Source organism: Pseudomonas sp. Fl5BN2, from assembly GCF_009908205.1.
In the GTDB taxonomy this organism is placed as follows: Bacteria; Pseudomonadota; Gammaproteobacteria; order Pseudomonadales; family Pseudomonadaceae; genus Aquipseudomonas.
Window position 1 is genome coordinate 1 of the sequence record NZ_JAAARL010000001.1, and the last position, 19,544, is coordinate 19,544.

The 19,544-nt window shown below is 60.1% G+C and carries 18 protein-coding genes; 15 read left to right on the top strand and 3 right to left on the bottom strand.

Annotated elements, in window-relative coordinates; genetic code table 11:
- Positions 1-450 precede the first annotated feature (450 nt).
- Positions 451-1,671 (bottom strand): CaiB/BaiF CoA transferase family protein, encoded by a 1,221-nt coding sequence (locus GV819_RS00005; protein ID WP_161752276.1) that lies wholly within the window; start codon positions 1,669-1,671, stop codon positions 451-453.
- A gap of 13 nt (positions 1,672-1,684) precedes the next feature.
- Positions 1,685-2,866 (bottom strand): acyl-CoA dehydrogenase, encoded by a 1,182-nt coding sequence (locus GV819_RS00010; protein WP_161752278.1) that lies wholly within the window; start codon positions 2,864-2,866, stop codon positions 1,685-1,687.
- 158 nt (positions 2,867-3,024) lie between these two features.
- On the opposite strand from GV819_RS00010, the gene GV819_RS00015 reads away from it, so the two are divergent.
- The 11 genes from GV819_RS00015 to GV819_RS00065 all read left to right on the top strand — a co-directional run bounded on the left by GV819_RS00015 (position 3,025) and on the right by GV819_RS00065 (position 13,169).
- A complete protein-coding gene (locus GV819_RS00015) occupies positions 3,025-3,924 on the top strand; it encodes a LysR substrate-binding domain-containing protein (RefSeq protein ID WP_161752280.1) in 900 nt (299 codons plus the stop codon).
- A gap of 451 nt (positions 3,925-4,375) precedes the next feature.
- Entirely contained in the window at positions 4,376-5,497 is a 1,122-nt protein-coding gene (locus GV819_RS00020; RefSeq protein ID WP_161752282.1) for a Re/Si-specific NAD(P)(+) transhydrogenase subunit alpha, read from the top strand.
- A 15-nt stretch (positions 5,498-5,512) separates the two neighbouring features.
- A complete protein-coding gene (locus tag GV819_RS00025) occupies positions 5,513-5,833 on the top strand; it encodes an NAD(P) transhydrogenase subunit alpha (RefSeq protein WP_003220416.1) in 321 nt (106 codons plus the stop codon).
- Positions 5,833-7,269: an NAD(P)(+) transhydrogenase (Re/Si-specific) subunit beta gene (locus tag GV819_RS00030; protein WP_161752284.1), complete on the top strand. Its 1,437-nt coding sequence runs from the start codon at positions 5,833-5,835 to the stop codon at positions 7,267-7,269. The genes GV819_RS00025 and GV819_RS00030 overlap by 1 nt, the downstream gene beginning before the upstream one ends.
- Before the next feature lie 179 nt (positions 7,270-7,448).
- The gene (locus GV819_RS00035) at positions 7,449-8,942 is read left to right on the top strand and encodes an acetyl-CoA hydrolase/transferase family protein (protein WP_161752286.1); all 1,494 of its coding nucleotides are present in this window, start codon (positions 7,449-7,451) and stop codon (positions 8,940-8,942) included.
- 319 nt (positions 8,943-9,261) lie between these two features.
- Positions 9,262-9,477, top strand: coding sequence for a DUF1127 domain-containing protein (locus GV819_RS00040; protein ID WP_161752288.1), 216 nt, complete (start codon positions 9,262-9,264; stop codon positions 9,475-9,477).
- A 279-nt stretch (positions 9,478-9,756) separates the two neighbouring features.
- Entirely contained in the window at positions 9,757-9,966 is a 210-nt protein-coding gene (locus GV819_RS00045; protein WP_161752290.1) for a DUF1127 domain-containing protein, read from the top strand.
- 167 nt (positions 9,967-10,133) lie between these two features.
- Positions 10,134-10,451, top strand: a complete 318-nt coding sequence (locus tag GV819_RS00050; protein ID WP_161752292.1) for a DUF2388 domain-containing protein — start codon at positions 10,134-10,136, stop codon at positions 10,449-10,451.
- A gap of 103 nt (positions 10,452-10,554) precedes the next feature.
- A complete protein-coding gene (locus GV819_RS00055; protein WP_161752294.1) occupies positions 10,555-10,863 on the top strand; it encodes a DUF2388 domain-containing protein in 309 nt (102 codons plus the stop codon).
- 27 nt (positions 10,864-10,890) lie between these two features.
- Complete coding sequence (locus GV819_RS00060) at positions 10,891-11,211, top strand: DUF2388 domain-containing protein (RefSeq protein ID WP_161752296.1); 321 nt, start codon at positions 10,891-10,893, stop codon at positions 11,209-11,211.
- Positions 11,208-13,169 carry a DUF4105 domain-containing protein gene (locus GV819_RS00065; RefSeq protein ID WP_161752299.1) on the top strand — a complete coding sequence of 654 codons (1,962 nt, stop codon included), beginning with the start codon at positions 11,208-11,210 and terminating at the stop codon, positions 13,167-13,169. Before GV819_RS00060 ends, GV819_RS00065 begins: the two co-directional genes overlap by 4 nt.
- Before the next feature lie 126 nt (positions 13,170-13,295).
- Here the strand turns inward: GV819_RS00065 and GV819_RS00070 are convergent, their stop codons facing one another.
- Positions 13,296-13,697 carry a GFA family protein gene (locus tag GV819_RS00070; protein ID WP_161752301.1) on the bottom strand — a complete coding sequence of 134 codons (402 nt, stop codon included), beginning with the start codon at positions 13,695-13,697 and terminating at the stop codon, positions 13,296-13,298.
- Positions 13,698-14,015: 318 nt separating this feature from the next.
- Between GV819_RS00070 and GV819_RS00075 the strand changes: the two genes are divergently transcribed.
- The 4 genes from GV819_RS00075 (at position 14,016) to GV819_RS00090 (ending at position 19,475) form a co-directional block, all read left to right on the top strand.
- Positions 14,016-15,323 (top strand): CitMHS family transporter, encoded by a 1,308-nt coding sequence (locus GV819_RS00075; protein ID WP_161752303.1) that lies wholly within the window; start codon positions 14,016-14,018, stop codon positions 15,321-15,323.
- Positions 15,324-15,389: 66 nt separating this feature from the next.
- Positions 15,390-16,157 carry a TerC family protein gene (locus GV819_RS00080; RefSeq protein ID WP_161752305.1) on the top strand — a complete coding sequence of 256 codons (768 nt, stop codon included), beginning with the start codon at positions 15,390-15,392 and terminating at the stop codon, positions 16,155-16,157.
- A 217-nt stretch (positions 16,158-16,374) separates the two neighbouring features.
- The gene (locus GV819_RS00085) at positions 16,375-18,033 is read left to right on the top strand and encodes a Na/Pi cotransporter family protein (protein ID WP_161752307.1); all 1,659 of its coding nucleotides are present in this window, start codon (positions 16,375-16,377) and stop codon (positions 18,031-18,033) included.
- A 56-nt stretch (positions 18,034-18,089) separates the two neighbouring features.
- Positions 18,090-19,475 carry a M16 family metallopeptidase gene (locus tag GV819_RS00090; protein ID WP_161752309.1) on the top strand — a complete coding sequence of 462 codons (1,386 nt, stop codon included), beginning with the start codon at positions 18,090-18,092 and terminating at the stop codon, positions 19,473-19,475.
- Positions 19,476-19,544: the final 69 nt, after the last annotated feature.

Genomic DNA, 19,544 nt, shown 5'->3' on the forward strand with positions numbered 1-19,544 from the left:
GCGCATTCTACAGCAGCCTCATTTGCTGTCAAGTGATTATTTTCAGAAGTTTTCAAAGTTTCCTTTGTAACTTCAACCACTTGCGCTTCCGATCTCTCGTTAGCGGGAGGCGAATTCTACAGCGTTACACGCTGCTGTCAACACCTCTTTTTCACCGCTTTCGACCGAGAGGATCGAATCGTTAATAAGGCTAAAACTCACTGCCTTACCAACTCCTTCTGGCTTCGATGAACTGAAGCGTAACCGCTGCCGAAAACTGCGTAACTCGTTGAATCTCAAGGAGTTTTCCGTTTCGACTGCGCCGGAAGTGGGGCGAATTATAGACGTGTAGAATCTGCCGTCAACACTTAATTTGAATTTTCTATGAATAAGATCAAAAGCCCCTGAAACAGGGGCTTTCGCAAGGCTATATATAGAGAGGCATTACGCACCTCTATATAGAAGAGAACCCTACAGCACTCCCGACTGCCGCAACGCACCCACCGCCTCGACCGGCATCCCCAGTACCCGCTGCAGAACCTGCGCAGTGTGCTCACCTAATAGAGGAGGGGCATTACGGTACTCCACTGGAGTCTCGGAGAGGCGAATCGGACTCGCCACCTGGGGCACCATCCCAGCCAATGCATGAGGCAACTCGATAGCCAGGCCACGAGACACGACCTGTGGATCAGCAAACACCTGTGCCAGATCATTGATCGGCCCACAGGGCACCCCAGCCTGCTCCAGCTGGCTCACCCACTCAGCTGTAGTCTTGAACACCGTCGCCTGACGAATCAGCGGAATCAACACCGCCCGATTAGCCACCCGCAGCTTATTAGTGGCAAACCGAGGATCATCCACCCACTGCGGCTGACCTGCCACCTCGGCAAACTTGCGAAACTGGCCGTCGTTACCCACCGTAAGAATGAAGTCACCATCCGCCGTTGGAAAGTCCTGATAAGGAACGATATTCGGATGAGCATTGCCCAGACGCTTGGGGGCAACCCCCGTCGTCAGATAGTTCATGGCCTGGTTAGCCAGACACGCGACCTGCACATCCAGCAACGCCATATCAATGTGCTGCCCGCCACCACCCTGATCCCGATGAGCCAAGGCCGCCAGAACCGCCACCGTCGAATAAAGCCCCGTCAGGATATCGGTCAAGGCCACACCGACCTTCACCGGTCCACCTCCCTCATCCCCCTCAGGTCTTCCGGTGAGACTCATCAGCCCACCCAACCCCTGGATCATGAAGTCATAACCCGCCCGCTTGGCATAGGGACCGGTCTGACCAAACCCGGTGATCGAGCAATAGATCAACTGCGGGTTAATGGCCTTGAGCGAGTCATAGTCCAAGCCATATGCCGCCAGCCCACCAACCTTGAAGTTCTCGATGACAATGTCTGACTTGGCCGCCAGCTCACGCACCAGCTGCTGCCCCTCAGGACGAGTGAAGTCGATGGTCACCGACTGCTTGTTACGGTTGGCCGACAAGTAATAGGCGGCCTCGGTGGTGTTCTCGCCATACGCATCTTTAAGGAAGGGCGGCCCCCAGGCGCGCGTATCGTCACCATTGCCTGGACGCTCGACCTTGATGACCTCGGCCCCAAGGTCCGCCAGAATCTGCCCAGACCAGGGCCCAGCCAATACCCGTGACAAATCCAGTACCCGCAGATGCGATAACGCGCCCATGGTCGCTCTCCTATTAATAGAACGCCTGGAGACCGGTTTGCGCACGCCCTAGAATCAGCGCATGCACGTCGTGGGTACCTTCGTAGGTATTGACCACTTCCAGGTTCACCAGGTGGCGGGCAACCCCGAACTCATCGGAGATACCATTACCGCCCAGCATGTCACGAGCCATACGCGCGATATCAAGGGACTTGCCGCAAGAGTTGCGCTTCATGATCGAGGTGATTTCCACCGCTGCCGTGCCTTCATCCTTCATCCGTCCCAGTCGCAGGCAACCCTGAAGGGCGAGGGTGATTTCAGTTTGCATGTCCGCCAGTTTCTTCTGGATTAACTGAGTCGCAGCCAAGGGACGACCAAACTGCTGACGATCCAGGGTGTATTGACGTGCGGTGTGCCAGCAGAACTCTGCAGCACCCAGTGCACCCCAAGAGATGCCATAACGCGCCGAGTTCAGGCAGGTGAAAGGACCTTTCAGGCCACGCACGTCTGGGAAGATGTTCTCTTCCGGTACAAATACGTTGTCCATGACGATCTCACCAGTGATCGACGCTCGCAGACCGACCTTGCCGTGGATAGCCGGAGCACTCAGGCCTTTCCAGCCCTTCTCCAGAACGAAACCCCGAATATCGCCGGCGTCGTCCTTGCCCCAGACCACGAACACATCGGCGATCGGACTGTTAGTGATCCACATCTTGCTGCCAGTCAGGCTATAGCCGCCGTCCACCTTCCGCGCACGAGTAATCATCGCACCCGGGTCAGAACCATGGTTCGGCTCGGTCAGACCAAAGCAACCAATCCACTCGCCAGACGCCAGTTTCGGCAAGTACTTCTGTTTTTGTGCCTCAGTCCCGAACTCGTTGATCGGCACCATTACCAGGGACGACTGCACACTCATCATCGAACGGTAGCCGGAATCCACACGCTCCACTTCACGAGCGATCAGGCCATAGCACACGTAGCTCAAGCCACTGCCACCGTATTGCTCTGGAATGGTCGCCCCCAGCAGTCCGATCTCACCCATCTCACGGAAGATGGCTGGATCAGTCTTCTCATGACGGAAAGCTTCCAGAACCCGCGGCGCCAACTTGCCCTGGGCGAACTGCTCGGCACTGTCGCGAACCATGCGCTCTTCTTCGGTGAGTTGCTGGTCCAGCAGAAGGGGATCGATCCAGTTGAAGCTTGCTTTGCCGCCCATGAGTAAGTCCTCGTGAATTAGGTCAACTATCGTGAGCTGATCCTAGGCGCAGCTGGAGCCCCCAGGCAAACGAGGATTTTGCATATTGTTGTGCTAATTTCTCACTCCGTAATGGCAAAAAATGCCTTTTACAGCCTCCATTAGTGAGATAGCCGTACATGCGCAGAAAGATCCCCAGCACCGCCGCCCTTATCAGCTTCGAAGCCGCCGCTCGCCACGAGAGCTTTACCAAGGCCGCGCAGGAGCTTTCCTTGACTCAGGGCGCCGTCTGCCGGCAGATCGCTAGCCTGGAAGAGTTTCTCAGCGTGGAACTCTTCCGACGTTCACGACGCGGAGTCAAACTCACCGAGGCAGGCCTGTCCTATAGCCGCCGGGTGGCCACTCAGCTGGATGCGGTGGAGCGCGACACGCTTTCAGTCATGGGGCAACAGGGTGCCAACGTCATTGAGCTAGCAGTGGTTCCAACCTTCGGCACCCAGTGGCTCTTGCCACGCCTCAAGGACTTCCAGCAGCAACACCCCGAAGTCACGGTCAACCTGACCAACCGCACGCGCCCCTTTCTGTTTGCCGACACGCCCTTCGACGCCGCCATCTACTTCGGCGATGCCGACTGGTCCGGCACCCAGTCCCACCGCCTGATGGGCGAGAATCCCATGCCGGTGTGCAGCCCGGAGATGCTGGGCAACAACGGCCAATTAAGCGCCACAGCCATTGCCGAGTTGCCGCTACTACAACAGACCACGCGCCCCTACGCCTGGAGACAATGGTTCAACTCCCAACAGTTGAACATCCCCCGCGACATGACAGGCCCGCGCTACGAGCTATTCTCCATGCTCGCCCAGGCTGCCATGCACGATATGGGCATCGCGCTGATTCCTCCCTTCCTTATTCAGCGCGAACTGGCAGAGAAACTCCTGGTGATCGCCAACCCTCAGGCGCTGTCGAGCATCAAGGCGTATTACCTGATCATTCCCGAGCGCAAGGTGGAATCTGCCTCTTTGCGGGCATTCCGCGATTGGCTGGTGAACCAGGCGAATAGCTACAACCTAGAGCAGTAGGGGCCTACAGTTATTAGCTGACCCCGTAGTCAATAAATATAAAACACTACAGATATAATTATTTGTCGCATTTAGACAGACTGTACCGACACCTTGCACAATCGTCCTACAAGCGCCTAACCACGCGGCTTGTAGGGTTTATTGAGAGGTAATGCAGGACTATTCACACCTCCGATGAGAAAAATCTTGATTTCAAGGCCTAGGCCTTGAAAGGCACGGCTTACAAGGGTTTAACCCGGTACGTTGCGACATTCGGTCACGGGGTGACTTGTAGTTAATTTTCCGTCACTAGTCAGAATCCCTTGAAGGCCTCAAAGTTCGCCTGCAAAATGCCGCGCCCCGCTGTGATTTCAGCGGGATCGTGCTGATCGGCCACCCCAGTTGCACCCTCCGCAGTGCACTGGCCTTCTAAGAAAGATCGAAAGCAATAAGATCAAGCAGGAGATTTGACGTGCACATTGGTGTTCCTCTCGAAACCCAGACGGGTGAAACACGGGTTGCTGCAACCCCGGAAACCATCAAGAAGCTGATCGGCCAGGGTCATAAAGTCACTGTGCAAAGCGGCGCCGGCATTAACGCCAGCGTGGTCGACAGTGCCTATGAAGCGGCAGGGGCAACCATTGGCAGCGCCAACGATGCCTTTGGCGCTGAACTGATCCTCAAGGTAGTAGCCCCGAGCGACGCAGAGCTGACGCTGATCAAGAGCGGCACTGTGTTGGTAGGCATGCTCAATCCGTTCAGCAACGAGACCATTGCCAAGCTGGCCGAGTGCGGGATCACCGCCTTTGCCCTGGAAGCCGCGCCACGCACTTCCCGGGCCCAGAGCCTGGATGTGCTTTCATCCCAGGCCAACATTGCCGGCTACAAGGCTGTGCTGCTGGCAGCCCACTACTACCCACGCTTCATGCCGATGTTGATGACTGCCGCCGGTACCGTGAAAGCCGCCCGCGTGCTGATTCTTGGCGCCGGTGTTGCAGGTTTGCAGGCCATCGCCACGGCCAAACGCCTGGGAGCGGTGATCGAGGCCTCAGACGTGCGCCCGGCAGTGAAGGAGCAGATCGAGTCCCTGGGAGCCAAGTTCGTTGATGTGCCTTACGAGACCGATGAAGAGCGCGAGTGCGCCGTTGGTGTCGGCGGTTATGCCCGCCCCATGCCGGCCAGCTGGATGCAGCGCCAGGCCCTGGCGGTGCATGAGCGCGCCAAGCAGGCCGATATCGTCATCACCACCGCGCTGATTCCGGGCCGCAAGGCGCCGACGCTGCTGAGCGCCGAGACCGTAGCCCAGATGAAGCCCGGCTCCGTGGTCATCGACCTGGCTGCCGCCCAAGGCGGCAACTGCCCGCTGACCGTGGCTGACCAGGTGGTGGTCGAGAACGGCGTGACGATTGCCGGTCCCACCAACCTGGCCGGCGCGGTAGCGGCTGATGCCTCGGCGCTGTACGCCCGCAACCTGCTGGACTTCCTGAAGCTTGTCTTCACCAAAGAAGGGCAGTTCGAAGTCAACCTCGAAGACGACATCGTCGCCGCGTGCCTGATGTGCCGCGACGGCCAAGTCATCCGCAAAAACGCCTAAGCAGGGATTCAGACGATGGAAGAGCTTATCTCCCCCGGTATCTACAACCTGATCATCTTTGTACTGGCGATCTATGTCGGTTACCACGTGGTCTGGAACGTCACACCCGCACTGCACACGCCTTTGATGGCGGTGACCAATGCCATTTCCGCGATCGTCATCGTCGGCGCCATGCTGGCCGCCGCCCTGACAGTGACCCCGCTGGGCAAGACCATGGGCACCCTGGCCGTGGCCCTGGCTGCGGTCAACGTGTTTGGTGGTTTCCTGGTCACCCGCCGGATGCTTGAGATGTTCAAGAAAAAAGCCCCGAAAGCAAAAGAAGAGGCGCCCAAGTAATGAGCATGAACCTGGTAACGACGCTCTACCTGATCGCGTCTATCTGCTTCATCCAGGCCCTCAAAGGCCTGTCGCACCCCACCACGTCCCGTCGCGGCAACCTGTTTGGCATGCTGGGCATGGCACTGGCGGTACTGACCACCATCGGCCTCATCTATAAGCTGGGCGCCGAACTGGCCACCGCCGGTATCGGCTATGTGATCGTCGGCCTGCTGATCGGCGGTACCGCCGGCTCGATCATGGCCAAGCGCGTCGAGATGACCAAGATGCCGGAGCTGGTAGCCTTCATGCACAGCATGATCGGCCTGGCTGCGGTGTTTATTGCCATTGCTGCGGTGGTCGAACCTCAGTCCCTGGGCATCGTCAAACACCTGGGCGACTCAATCCCGGCCGGTAACCGCCTGGAGCTATTCCTTGGTGCGGCCATCGGTGCAATCACCTTCTCCGGTTCGGTGATCGCCTTCGGCAAACTGTCGGGCAAGTACAAGTTCCGCCTGTTCCAGGGCGCACCAGTACAGTTCGCCGGGCAGCACAAGCTGAACCTGGTGCTGGGCCTGGCCACCCTGGGCCTGGGCGTAACCTTCATGTTCACCGGCAACCTGGGCGCTTTCGCCCTGATGCTGGCCCTGGCCTTCGTCATGGGCGTGCTGATCATCATCCCGATCGGCGGCGCCGATATGCCGGTGGTGGTGTCGATGCTCAACAGCTACTCGGGCTGGGCAGCAGCGGGGATCGGTTTCTCCCTGAACAACTCAATGCTGATCATCGCTGGCTCCCTGGTAGGCTCCAGCGGCGCCATCCTCTCGTACATCATGTGCAAGGCGATGAACCGTTCGTTCTTCAACGTACTGCTCGGTGGTTTCGGCAACACCGCCGACGCCGCAGGACCTGCTGGCTCGAAAGAAGCCCGCCCGGTGAAATCCGGTTCGGCTGACGACGCGACCTTCCTGCTGACCAATGCCGACACTGTGATCATCGTTCCCGGCTACGGCCTGGCGGTGGCCCGGGCCCAGCATGCGCTGAAGGAGTTGACCGAGAAGTTGACCCACCGCGGCGTGACCGTGAAGTACGCGATTCACCCCGTAGCGGGTCGCATGCCCGGCCACATGAACGTGCTACTGGCCGAGGCCGAAGTGCCTTACGACCAGGTGTTCGAGATGGAAGACATCAACTCCGAGTTCGGCCAGGCCGACGTGGTGCTGGTACTGGGCGCCAACGACGTGGTCAACCCGGCGGCGAAGAACGATCCGAAATCGCCCATCGCCGGCATGCCGATTCTCGAGGCCTTCAAGGCCAAGACCATCATCGTCAACAAGCGCTCCATGGCCAGCGGTTATGCCGGCCTGGACAACGAACTGTTCTACCTCGACAAAACCATGATGGTCTTCGGCGACGCGAAGAAAGTCATCGAGGACATGGTCAAGGCCGTCGAGTAACCCTGCCGTAGCGCAATACCCAAAACCTCAGTCTTTAGTAGGCTGGGGTTTTTTATTTACCCCACAAAGCCGACAGAAGGCTCTAGATCAGGGCCTTTCATTCGACCTTTGTCGCGGGGCGTTTTTTTTTGAAATCACTAGACTGCGCTTCTTGCTTTCGTTGCCCGAGATAACAATCCATGTACCGTGATCGTATCCGCTTGCCTTCGTTGTTGGATAAGGTGATGAGCGCCGCCGATGCTGCCGCTCTGATCGAGGACGGCATGACCGTCGGCATGAGCGGTTTTACCCGCGCCGGTGAAGCCAAGGCCGTCCCCCATGCCCTGGCCGAACGGGCCAAGGTAACGCCGCTTAAAATCAGCCTGATGACCGGCGCCAGCCTGGGCAACGACCTGGACAAGCAACTCACCGAGGCCGGCGTCCTGGCCCGGCGCATGCCGTTCCAGGTGGACAGCACCCTGCGCAAGGCGATCAACGCCGGCGAGGTAATGTTCATCGACCAGCACCTGTCGGAAACCGTCGAGCAACTGCGTAACCAGCAGCTCAAGCTACCGGATATCGCGGTGATCGAAGCTGTGGCCATCACTGAGCAGGGGCATATCGTGCCGACCACGTCGGTGGGTAACTCCGCCAGCTTCGCGATCTTCGCCAAGCAGGTGATCGTCGAGATCAACCTGGCGCACAATCCGAACCTGGAAGGCCTGCACGACATCTATATCCCGACCTATCGTCCGACCCGCACGCCAATCCCGCTGGTGAAGGTCGACGATCGCATCGGTAGCACCGCGATTCCGATTCCTGCGGAAAAGATCGTCGCCATTGTCATCACCAACCAGTCCGACTCACCGTCCACGGTATCGACCCCGGACAGCGAGACCCAGGGCATTGCCAATCACCTGATCGACTTCCTCAAGCAGGAAGTGGATGCCGGGCGCATGAGCAATAAGCTCGGTCCGCTGCAGGCGGGTATCGGCAACATTGCCAACGCGGTGATGTGCGGCCTGATCGATTCCCCCTTCGAAAACCTGACCATGTACTCCGAAGTGCTGCAGGACTCGACCTTCGACCTGATCGATGCCGGCAAGCTGAGCTTCGCCTCCGGCAGCTCCATCACGCTGTCGAGCCGACGCAATGCCGACGTTTTCGGCAACCTGGAGCGCTACAAGGACAAACTGGTGCTGCGTCCCCAGGAGATTTCCAACCATCCGGAAGTGGTGCGCCGCCTGGGCATCATCGGGATCAATACCGCGCTGGAGTTCGACATCTACGGCAACGTCAACTCCACCCACGTCTGCGGCACGCGGATGATGAATGGCATCGGCGGTTCCGGCGACTTCGCCCGCAACGCGCATCTGGCGATCTTCGTCACCAAATCGATTGCCAAGGGCGGAGCCATATCCAGCGTGGTACCGATGGTCAGCCATGTGGACCACACCGAGCATGACGTCGACATCCTGGTGACCGAGATCGGCCTGGCTGACCTGCGTGGCCTGGCGCCGCGGGAGCGGGCACGGGTAATCATCGACAACTGCGTGCATCCAGCCTACCGCGACGCGCTGAATGACTACTTCACCAAGGCCTGCGCCCTGGGTGGTCATACGCCACACATCCTGCGCGAAGCCCTGAGCTGGCACATCAACCTGGAAGAAACCGGGAAAATGCTCGCCGAGTAATTGATACAGTTGGCAGCTGACGCAAACACAGTTTCGTCAGCCTGCCGACCACTCGCCACAAACCTGAAAAAACTGTACTGCTGTACTGGTTGATTCCCCTTCCTAGCACACCACTCCTCAGTCAAAAACAACAGAAACGCACCAATATAGTGCCGACAGGTACAGTTGCGCCATTTCTGAACAGTACAGCCCCTATAAACAGTTAACTGGCCCATCACAATACAGATGAACTGTATCTACAGAGTCTTGCGCCGGAGGAGGATCATGGGCACCAGTTAAACCACTACCTAATCCCGCCACAAGCGGAAGGATGCACATCATGGAACGTACACTCAGTTCCGAACTGTTCTTCGAAGACAAAGCTGCAAAGACCCAGGCTTCCATGCCTCTGCGCGTTATCGCCAACCTGATGCTGTGGCAGCGCCGCATCTCCAGCCGCCATCAATTGGCTCGCCTGGACTCGCGTCTGCTGGCCGATGCCGGGATCAGCGAAGCACAACGCTACGAAGAGCTGAGCAAGCCGTTCTGGCGCTAACTCAGCGTCGCTGGCTCTGACCCACCGGGTCCACCGCCAGCACCCCGAATTGCACACACAAAACCCGTCGTGGGAAACCGCGACGGGTTTTGTCGTTATGGCCTGGAAAAAAGCTTTCGGAATTGGAGTACAGCTTCAGCTATTCACAATAGGTACAGTTTTAAAATAACAACATCTACACCAGTACAATTTAACGCCGGTGTATCTGTTTAGTCGTGCCACAACTCAACACCATGACGCTACGAGCCAATTGCTCGACTTTCCAGCGAGGATTGCGTCATGAACTCATCACTCAGGCAAACCAGCAACTCGTCCCAGGTATCACCACACTTCAGCACTGTGCGAAGCTGGATACATGCGCTCAGAAACATGCAGGAGAGGGCACGAACTCGACGACTGTTGTCACAGATGGACGAACGAGAACTGTCGGACAGCGGCATCAGCCACTGTGAACAGACAGAAGAACTGCGCAAACCCTTCTGGCGCTAATCTCTGACGCAGGTCTGTGCGAACAGATCAGCTCAGCCTAATATCTGATGCGACGTAGCGATTCTTCTCCGAGCTGCGTCAGATCAAGCAGACACAGCACCTCGCAGTGGCTGTCCGGCGTCTCACTCAGCGCCTTTTAATTGTCTGTTCATTCACAGGAGTTACCCATGTCCCGTCTTCGTCTGCTCAGCGCTGCCGCACTGCTGGCCCTGGCCGCCAATGCCCACGCCACTAGCCTGATCGTGACCACCGACGCCATTGTCGGTGCACTCAAGGCCACCAGCGATGCCACATCCGATGCCACATCATCCCTGCGCGACCACAAGATTGTCCGTGCCGCACGGGATGACGCCGCCAGCTTCGTCGCCACCGATGGCGCTATTCGCGGGGTGAAACTGGAAAGTGCCTTTGCCCACATCCGCCAGCAGGCACCTCAGTTGCACGCCACTGACGCACAACTTGCCCAGGCAATCCTGGCGATCTGAAGACCGCCTGTTTCAGGTGCGTACGCGCACCTGAAGCTCTCTGCTCTGGCCCTGTCCGGGGCATTGCGCTAGCCTTGGCGCTGGTTTTCAGCTGTCGAGACTCATGGGTTTGTTCCGAATTGCGCTTTTTGCTCCGCTATTGATCATCGTCTGTTGGGCCGGCTCAACGCAGGCATTCGACCTGACCACCCAAAGCACGGTCGTCACCGTGTACGCCACAAGCCAGGTGACCTCGGCGCCCTTCGACCATAAACTGCTGCTCGCCGCCCAGGATGATGCCGCCGCCTTCATTGCAACCGACGGTAGACTGCGCGGTGCCCGCCTGGAGTCCGCACTGAACTACCTGCGCCAGGACCCGGCAAAACTTCATGCCAGCGACCTTGAACTGGCGCAGGCAATTCTCGTCCAATAACCATCCCTGTTATTCCGGAGTCGTTCCATGCGTAGCCCGCTGATTGCCGCCACCCTTGGCCTGCTGTTGTTGGCCGATGTGGCCCAGGCACACACCCTGGTGGCCACCAGTAACATCATCGTCCGTGCCTCCGGCCGCACGATCGATTTCACTTCAGACACCACCACCTCGATCCGTGACTCTAAAGTCGTACGCGAAGCCCACGACGATGCTGCCAGTTTCGTTGCCAGCAACGGTGATATCCGTGGCGCGCAGCTGGAAGCCGCATTCGATGCCCTTCGTACCCACGTACCGGAAGCCCGGGACGCCAGCGATCAGGTGCTGGCCGAAGCCATCCTCGCGCTGTGAAACCACTCCTCGCCTGGCTGCTGGCCGGAACCCTGGCGCTGCTCTGCAACAGCGCCCAGGCCGATCTGCAATTGCGCCTCAAGACCGATGGCTTGACCCCGGCGCAACAGCACGCCAGCCAGGTGCTGCTGGATGAAGCGATGCAGGCGCTGCCGCCGCGCTTCATCCAGCAACTGGACCGCACCATTGACGTCGGCTGGACCGACCAGATGCCCGACAACGCCTATGGCGAAGCCTCTCTAATGTCGGAGCTGGACCTTAACCGCGCGCTACTGCCGAGCCTGGCCGATGGTTCCGCGGCAACCCAGAAAACCAGCCGCCCCCATGGCACTGTGCGCCGGGAAATGCTTGCCACCGTGCTCCATGAGCTAACCCACATTTACGATCGTGCACGTTTATGGCCCAGTGCCGAACGCAGCCTGATCCAGCGCTGCACGCGCAAAAACAACACCTCCGGCCTGATCGGCCTGCCAGATGAATGCCGCGGCCAGAACGACCGTCGCTTCACCCTCAGCGATGATCCACGCCTGCTGGACCTGGCGGGCTGGCCGCAATACGTCGGCCGTAGGGGAGAGCGCGAGCAGCACAACCGGCAGATCGCCCGCAGCCCGGACCTTTACGAGATCACCAACCCGAAAGAATTCGTGGCGGTGAACATGGAGTACTTCCTCCTCGACCCGAGCTACGCCTGCCGGCGTCCGGCGCTATACCGCTACTACCAGGAGCATTTCGGCTGGGCGCCCGCCGCCAAGGACTCCTGCACCAAGTCCTTCGCCTTCCTCAATGCCGGCAACGACTTCGCCAAGACGCCCCTGGGGCAGGTGGATCCGGAACGGGTCTACGCAGTGGACTACCTGCTGGCAGAGGCCAACCAGAACTGGGTCAGCCGCTGGGGCCACAGCATGCTGCGCCTGGTGATCTGCGCCCCAGGCAGACCTCGGGGGCCGGATTGCCGACTGGACCTGGACCAACATCTGGTGCTGTCCTATCGAGCCTTTGTCGGTGATGTGCAGCTGTCCAGCTGGGATGGCCTAGTGGGCAAATACCCATCGCGGCTGTTTGTCCTGCCGCTGTCCCAAGTGATCGACGAATACACCAAGACCGAACTGCGCAGCCTGGCGTCGGTGCCCCTCAAGCTGTCGCGCAGCGAGATCGAGGAGGTGGTGGAACACGCCGCCGAGATGCACTGGAGCTACGACGGCATCTATTACTTCCTGTCCAACAACTGTGCGGTGGAAAGCCTCAAGCTGCTGCGCAGCGGTAGCAACAATAAACAGCTGATCGGCCTCGACAGCATCATGCCCAATGGCTTGCTGGAGGTACTGAAGGGCAGGGGGCTGGCAGACACCAGCGTGCTCGATGATCCGCGGGAGGCGCTGCGCCTGGGCTATCGCTTCGACTCCTTCCGCGACCGCTACCAAGCGATGTTCGAAGTCATCCGCAAACACCTGCCCATCAAGCAGGCCAGCGTCGAAGACTGGCTGTCGCTGAGCGCCGCAGAACGCCGCCAGTGGGTCGACCAGGCCGACCTGCGCACCAGTGCCGCCTTGCTGCTGCTGGAGCAGGCCAGCTATCGCCGGCAATTGCTGCTGGCCCAGGACGAGGTCAAGCAGCGTTATCTGGGGGCTCGCGAGCTGAAGAATGGCGGCATGGAAAAGGCCAACAAGACCCTGCAGGAAATTCTCGCCAACAGCGGCTTCCTCAGCCGCCCGGCGGAACTGCTGGGCAGCAGCGGTTATGGCCTGCCGCAGCCCGCTGAATGGCAGCGCCTGGAGTCCGAAAGCAGCCAGCGGCAGAAGCAGCTGCAATCCTTGACCGGGGAACTGGACAAGGAGGTTCGGGCCTTGCTGGAACCCGCACGGGCAGCGGAGATTGCCGCCAACGAGGCCAACCTGAAGTTGGTGGGCGAGCATTTGCGGGAGCTGCACAAGGCAGCAGGCGGGTTGGAGCTGCCCTGATGTCCGGCTTGTCCGCAGCCGGCTTGAACCGCCGTATCCGTAATTACCGCCTGCTCTCAAGGGATTCTTGCCGCTGAAGGCCGCAGGCTCAACGGGCGGCCCAGGCCCGGAACAGCACCCATAGAGCTACAAAGTCTCCCCGGCCTCACCCGGCAACTGCTCATCCAGGTGCAGCCAGGGCAGCTGGCTGTCGGTCCAGATATGCCGGTCCGCCGGCGCCAGCTCAGGGTGATCCAGGGTGGCGACGGTGACGTCGATGCTGTCCGGGCTCAGGTGGGTGACCAGTGCCAGTTGGGCGCCACAGTTCCCACAGAAGTAACGCGCACAGCTGCTGGACGAGTCATAACGGGCAGGCGTTCCCTTTACCCAGGAAAAAGCCGAGGCGGGCAAGGTGATCCAGGTGGTCACCAGGCCGCCACTGACCCGTCGACAGATCGAACAGTGGCAATGAGCAATGTCCCGCAAAGGGCCGCTGAACTGATAGCGCAACCCGCCGCAATGGCAGCCTCCAATGTGCAATTCACTCATGTGCGTCTCTCCATTGGCGTGATGCTGACGACTTTATGCCGTCCATCAGCTGATTGAACATCCACTCATTCCTTTCAACGGCGAAAGCTGGCTGAAAGCTTCCCCGATTAGGATCGCCTCCACCACCGGCAACAGACCGGTTGGCCACAGCGAGCGTATCTGCGCTGTCGGCCCTATTAACAACAACAATGGTGATTCTGATGTCTGCTCGTTCCCGCCTGTTCGCTACAACTCCTCCCGTACGCCTCGTGCTTGCCGTTCTGCGCTGATCCCACCCGGTTCGCCATTCCCTAGCCGCGCTACGCCTGGAGTACTCCCATGCTGACTTTCCTTGGCTTTGCCATGGTCATCACGTTCATGTTCCTGATCATGACCAAGCGCCTGTCGGCGCTGATCGCCCTGATCATCGTGCCTATCCTGTTCGCCCTGTTTGGCGGTTTCGCGCCGAAAATCGGCCCGATGATGCTCGAAGGCATCACCAAGCTGGCGCCCACCGGCGTGATGCTGATGTTCGCCATCCTGTATTTCGCCCTGATGATCGACTCCGGCCTGTTCGACCCGGCGGTGCGCAAGATCCTCAAACTGGTCAAGGGCGACCCGCTGAAAGTCTCCGTCGGCACCGCGGTCCTGGCCCTGGTGGTGTCCCTGGACGGTGACGGCGCCACCACCTACATGATCTGCGTGGCCGCCATGCTGCCGCTGTACAGCCGCATCGGCATGAGCCCGCGGATCATGGCCGGCCTGATCATCCTCGCCGGCGGGGTGATGAACATGACGCCCTGGGGTGGCCCGACCGCGCGCGCCGCCAGTGCGCTGCATGTAGACCCATCGGAGATCTTCGTACCGATGATCCCGGCGATGCTGGCCGGCGTGGTAGCGATCCTGGCGATCGCCTATCTGTACGGCAAGCGTGAGCGTGCACGCCTGGGTGAACTGCACCTGGCCGGCGATGAGATCGACCACAGTGAAATCAGCGTGTCGCAATACCCAGATGCCCGTCGGCCGAAGCTGATCTGGTTCAACGCTGCCCTGACCTTCGCCCTGATGTGCGCGCTGATCGCCGGCCTGCTGCCACTGCCCGTGCTGTTCATGGTGGCCTTCAGTATCGCCATGATCGTCAACTACCCCTGCCTGCAGCAGCAGAAAGACCGGGTCGCGGCCCACGCCAGCAGCGTACTGGCGGTAGTCGGGCTGATCTTTGCGGCGGGCATCTTCACCGGCATCCTGTCCGGTACCGGCATGGTCGACGCCATGTCCAAGAGTCTGCTCGCGGTGATCCCCGAGGCCCTCGGCCCGTACCTGGCAGTCATCACTGCGCTGGTGAGCATGCCGTTCACCTTCTTCATGTCCAATGACGCCTTCTACTATGGTGTGCTGCCCGTGCTGGCCGAAGCCGCCAGCCACTACGGCATCACCGCCGTGGAAATGGCCCGCGCCTCGATCGTCGGCCAACCCGTGCACCTGCTCAGCCCACTGGTACCCTCGACCTACCTGCTGGTAGCCCTGGCCGGTATCGAGTTCGGCGATCACCAGCGCTTTACCCTCAAGTGGGCAGTGCTGGTCTGCCTGTGCATAATGTTCGCCGCTTTGCTGATGGGGATCTTTCCGTTGTTCAGCACTCTTTAAAGCACTGATTCTCCGCCCGGGCCGGCTTCCCGACCCGGGCCATAACACTCGCTCAAAGGACTACACATGGAATGGCTGACCAACCCGGAAATCTGGGTTGCCTTCTTCACCTTGACCGCCCTGGAAATTGTCCTGGGCATCGACAACATCATCATGATCTCGATCCTGGTCAGCCGCATGCCCAAGCATATGCAGGCGCGGACCCGGATCTTTGGCCTGGCCCTGGCCATGATCACGCGGATCCTGCTGCTGTTGTCGATCACCTGGGTCATGCGCCTCACCGACGATCTGTTCACGGTCCTCGGCCAAGGCATCTCCGGACGTGACCTGATCCTGTTCTTCGGTGGCCTGTTCCTGTTGTGGAAAAGCTCCCAGGAGATGTACCACGCCCTGGAAGGCGAAGACGAAACCAACGACGAACCGAAAGGCAAGGGCGGTAACTTCATCTACACCATCATCCAGATCGCGATCATCGACATCGTGTTCTCCCTGGATTCGGTGATCACCGCCGTGGGCATGGTGTCCCATGTACCGGTCATGGTCGCGGCGATCATCGTCGCGGTGCTGGTGATGATGCTGGCCTCGGGCACCATCAGTGAGTTCATCGACAAGCACCCGTCACTGAAGATGCTCGCGCTGTCGTTCCTGCTGGTGGTGGGTACGGTGCTGATCGCCGAAGCCTTCGGCGTGCATGTGCCCAAAGGCTACGTGTACTTCGCCATGGGCTTCTCCCTGGCGGTGGAAGCCATCAACATCAAGCTGCGCACCGCCATCGCGAAAAAGAAGAAACAGCAGGATCCGGTGAAGCTGCGCAAGGATATTCCCGGTCAATAAATCGGGAATGCACCAAAGCAAAAAGGGGCTCTCGAGCCCCTTTTTCACCTCTGCAGCATGCTGTTTTCATGACGGTTTTGTTTCATTCGGCAGATTAGCTATGCGATGCTGGCGTCCTGTGCGTTAACCAACTACAGCTTAAATACATAACGTAGAACCTCGCGCAACAACGCCACTGGCCCTGTTTTCGGGCTCTTCACCCCAGGGGGGGGCTTTCATGCTGACCCTGCTCAATCTGCTTTCTGCCGTGGCCCTGCTGATCTGGGGCACACACATCGTCCGGACGGGGATCCTGCGGGTCTACGGTTCCAACCTGCGCCATGTCATCGGCCAGAACATGGCCAAGCGACCGCTGGCGTTCGTCGCCGGGATCCTGGTGACCGCGATGGTCCAGAGCAGCAACGCCACGGCGATGCTGGTGACCTCCTTTGTCGGCCAAGGATTGATGGCCCTGACGCCAGCACTGGCGACCATGCTCGGTGCCGATGTCGGTACCGCGCTGATGGCTCGGGTGCTGACCTTCGACCTGTCCTGGCTGTCACCGCTGCTGATCTTCCTCGGGGTGATTTTCTTCCTCTCGCGCAAACAGACCCGCGCCGGCCAGTTGGGCCGGGTCGGCATCGGCCTGGGCCTGATCATCCTGGCCCTGCAACTGATCGTCGAGGCTGCCACCCCGATCACCCACGCCCAAGGGGTAAAGGTCCTGTTTGCCTCGCTCACCGGCGACATCCTCCTGGATGCGCTGATGGGTGCGGTATTCGCCATGGTGTCCTACTCCAGCCTGGCGGCAGTACTGCTCACCGCCACCCTGGCCGGCGCCGGGGTGATCAGCCTGCCAGTGGCCATCGGCCTGGTGATCGGCGCCAACATCGGCAGCGGGGTATTGGCCTTCCTCAGCACCAGCATGCAGAACGCCGCCGGGCGCCAGGTAGCCCTGGGCAGCCTGTTGTACAAGCTCATTGGCTTGCTGCTGATCATCCCGGTGCTCAACCCGCTGGCCCATTGGATGGACAGCCTGGACTTCAGCCCCCAAGAAGTGGTGATCGGCTTCCACCTGTTGTACAACACCGCACGCTGCCTGTTGTTGCTGCCCAGCGTCGGCCCGATGGCCCGGCTCTGTGCCTGGTTGCTGCCGGAGCGTGCCCAGGACAATGGCCGCGCACGGCCGCGACACCTCGATCCCACTGCCCTGGCAACCCCGAGCCTGGCCCTGGCCAACGCCGCCCGGGAAACCCTGCGCATCGGCGACCTGATCGACAACATGCTCGAGGCGATGCGCGATGTGCTGCGCGGCAAACAGACCGCCATCACCCAGGAAATGCGCCTGCTGAGCGACGACGTCGAAGCGCTGTACAGCGCCATCAAGCTGTACCTGGCGCAGATGCCCCGAGAAGACCTCAGCGACCAGGACAGCCGGCGCTGGGCGGAGATCATCGAGCTGGCGATCAACCTCAAGCTGGCCAGCGACCTGATCGAACGCATGCTGCGCAAGGTCCAGCAACAGAAGACCTCTCAGCGCCGCTCCTTCTCCGAGGTCGGCCTGGAAGAATTGACCGGGCTGCATGCGCAGCTGATTGCCAACCTGCGCCTGGGGCTCTCGGTGTTCCTCAGTGCCGACCCGGAAAGCGCCCGTCAGCTACTGCGGGAGAAACGCCGCTTCCGCGCCCAGGAGCGGCGCCTGGCCCACGCCCATGTGAGTCGCCTGCAGCGCAAGATCGTCCAGAGCATCGAAACCAGTTCGCTGCACCTGGAGCTGATCGCCGACATGAAACGCCTCAATTCACTGTTCTGCAGCAGCGCCTATGTGGTCCTGGAAACCTCGGACACCGGTGCACTTGAAGTCGAAGACATCGCCGACATCACTCATTCACCCTGAACGTCCAGCGTTACCCGAAGTCTGTAGAGACTACGCACGCCGTAAGGAAGCTTGTTATGCGTTGTCTGTTATTCGCCTGCCTGTTGCTGGGCAGTGCACATGGATGGGCCCTGGATCGCTTTCAGGCCGAAGGTTATACCCTGTCCAACGGCCTGCAAGTGCTGCTCAAGCCCAGCAGCGAGCGGGGCCACGTGGCGATCCGCCTGGTGGTGGGTGTGGGCCTGGACGACTTCGCCTGCGCCGACAAGGAACTGCCGCACCTGCTTGAGCACCTGTTGTTCAGCGGCATCGACGCCAGCGGCGAAGGTGGCCTGGAAGAGCGCATGCAAGCCCTGGGCGGCGAGTGGAACGCCTACACCAGCAACGCCGACACCACCTTCGTCATCGAGGCTCCGGCGAAGAACCAGCGCAAGGTCCTCGACCTGCTACTGTCGCTACTGACCCATACCCGCCTCGACGACAATGCCGTGGCCGCTGCCAAGCAGGTGGTGGAACGCGAAGGCGGCGGCCATTACTCGCACCTGCAACGCTGGCTCGACCGTCAGGATCTGGGCCACAAGGCCGGCAACCAGCTGGCAGTGGAGCTGGGGCTCAAATGCGCCGAACGCGCCGAAGTCGGGCACCTGACCCTGGCCCAACTGGAACAGGTGCGCAAAGACTGGTATGCCCCCAACAACATGAGCCTGATCATCGTGGGTGAGCTGGACCGCCTGCTACCGGCTTATCTGCAACGCACCTACGGCGCGCTTGAGCCGGTGGAGCCCAGCGAACACCGCGAACTGCCGCAAATCCACGGCACGGCGGCGATCGAACGCACGCTGCTGCGCGGTTGGGTAGGGCAGAACGCGCAACTGCACTGGCTATTCCCCGAGCCCCTGCTGGACCAGCAACACGACGAGACCTTCGACCTGCTCAAGGACTACCTGGATTGGGCGCTGTACCGTCAATTGCGCCTGGAACATGAACTGTCCTACGGTCCCTGGAGCGAACGGGAGGTTTTCGGTGGCGTCGGCTTTCTCAGCCTCAATGCCGACGTTGAACGCGATGATCTGCCCCAAGCGCGGCAAGTGGTCGAGCAGCTCAAGGCGCAGTTGCTCAAGAACGGCCTCGACCCCGCCACCTTTGCCCGCCTCAAACAGGCCGCCATCGACCGCCAGGCCTGGGCGGTGCAGGGCAACAGCGCCCTGGCGGACTATTACTGGAGTGCCCTGGGCGACTTCGACAATGGTCGCTTCAGCGATCCGGCCAAGCGCCTGCAAACGGTGAGCCTGGAACACGCCAACCTGGCCCTGCGCCAACTGCTGCAACAACCCGGCTACCTGCGGATCGAAGCACCCCTGCTGGGGGATGAGCAACTGCTCTGGTTGAGCGTCGGCCTGCTGGCCCTGATCGTCCTAGGCAGCCTTGGTGGTTACCTGATCCTGCGCCGCCGGGCTGCATAACCTCTGGCGAGGGACCCTGCTCCCTCGCCACAGGCTCGCGCCGACGGTATCCTGTCGCGGTTTTTTCCT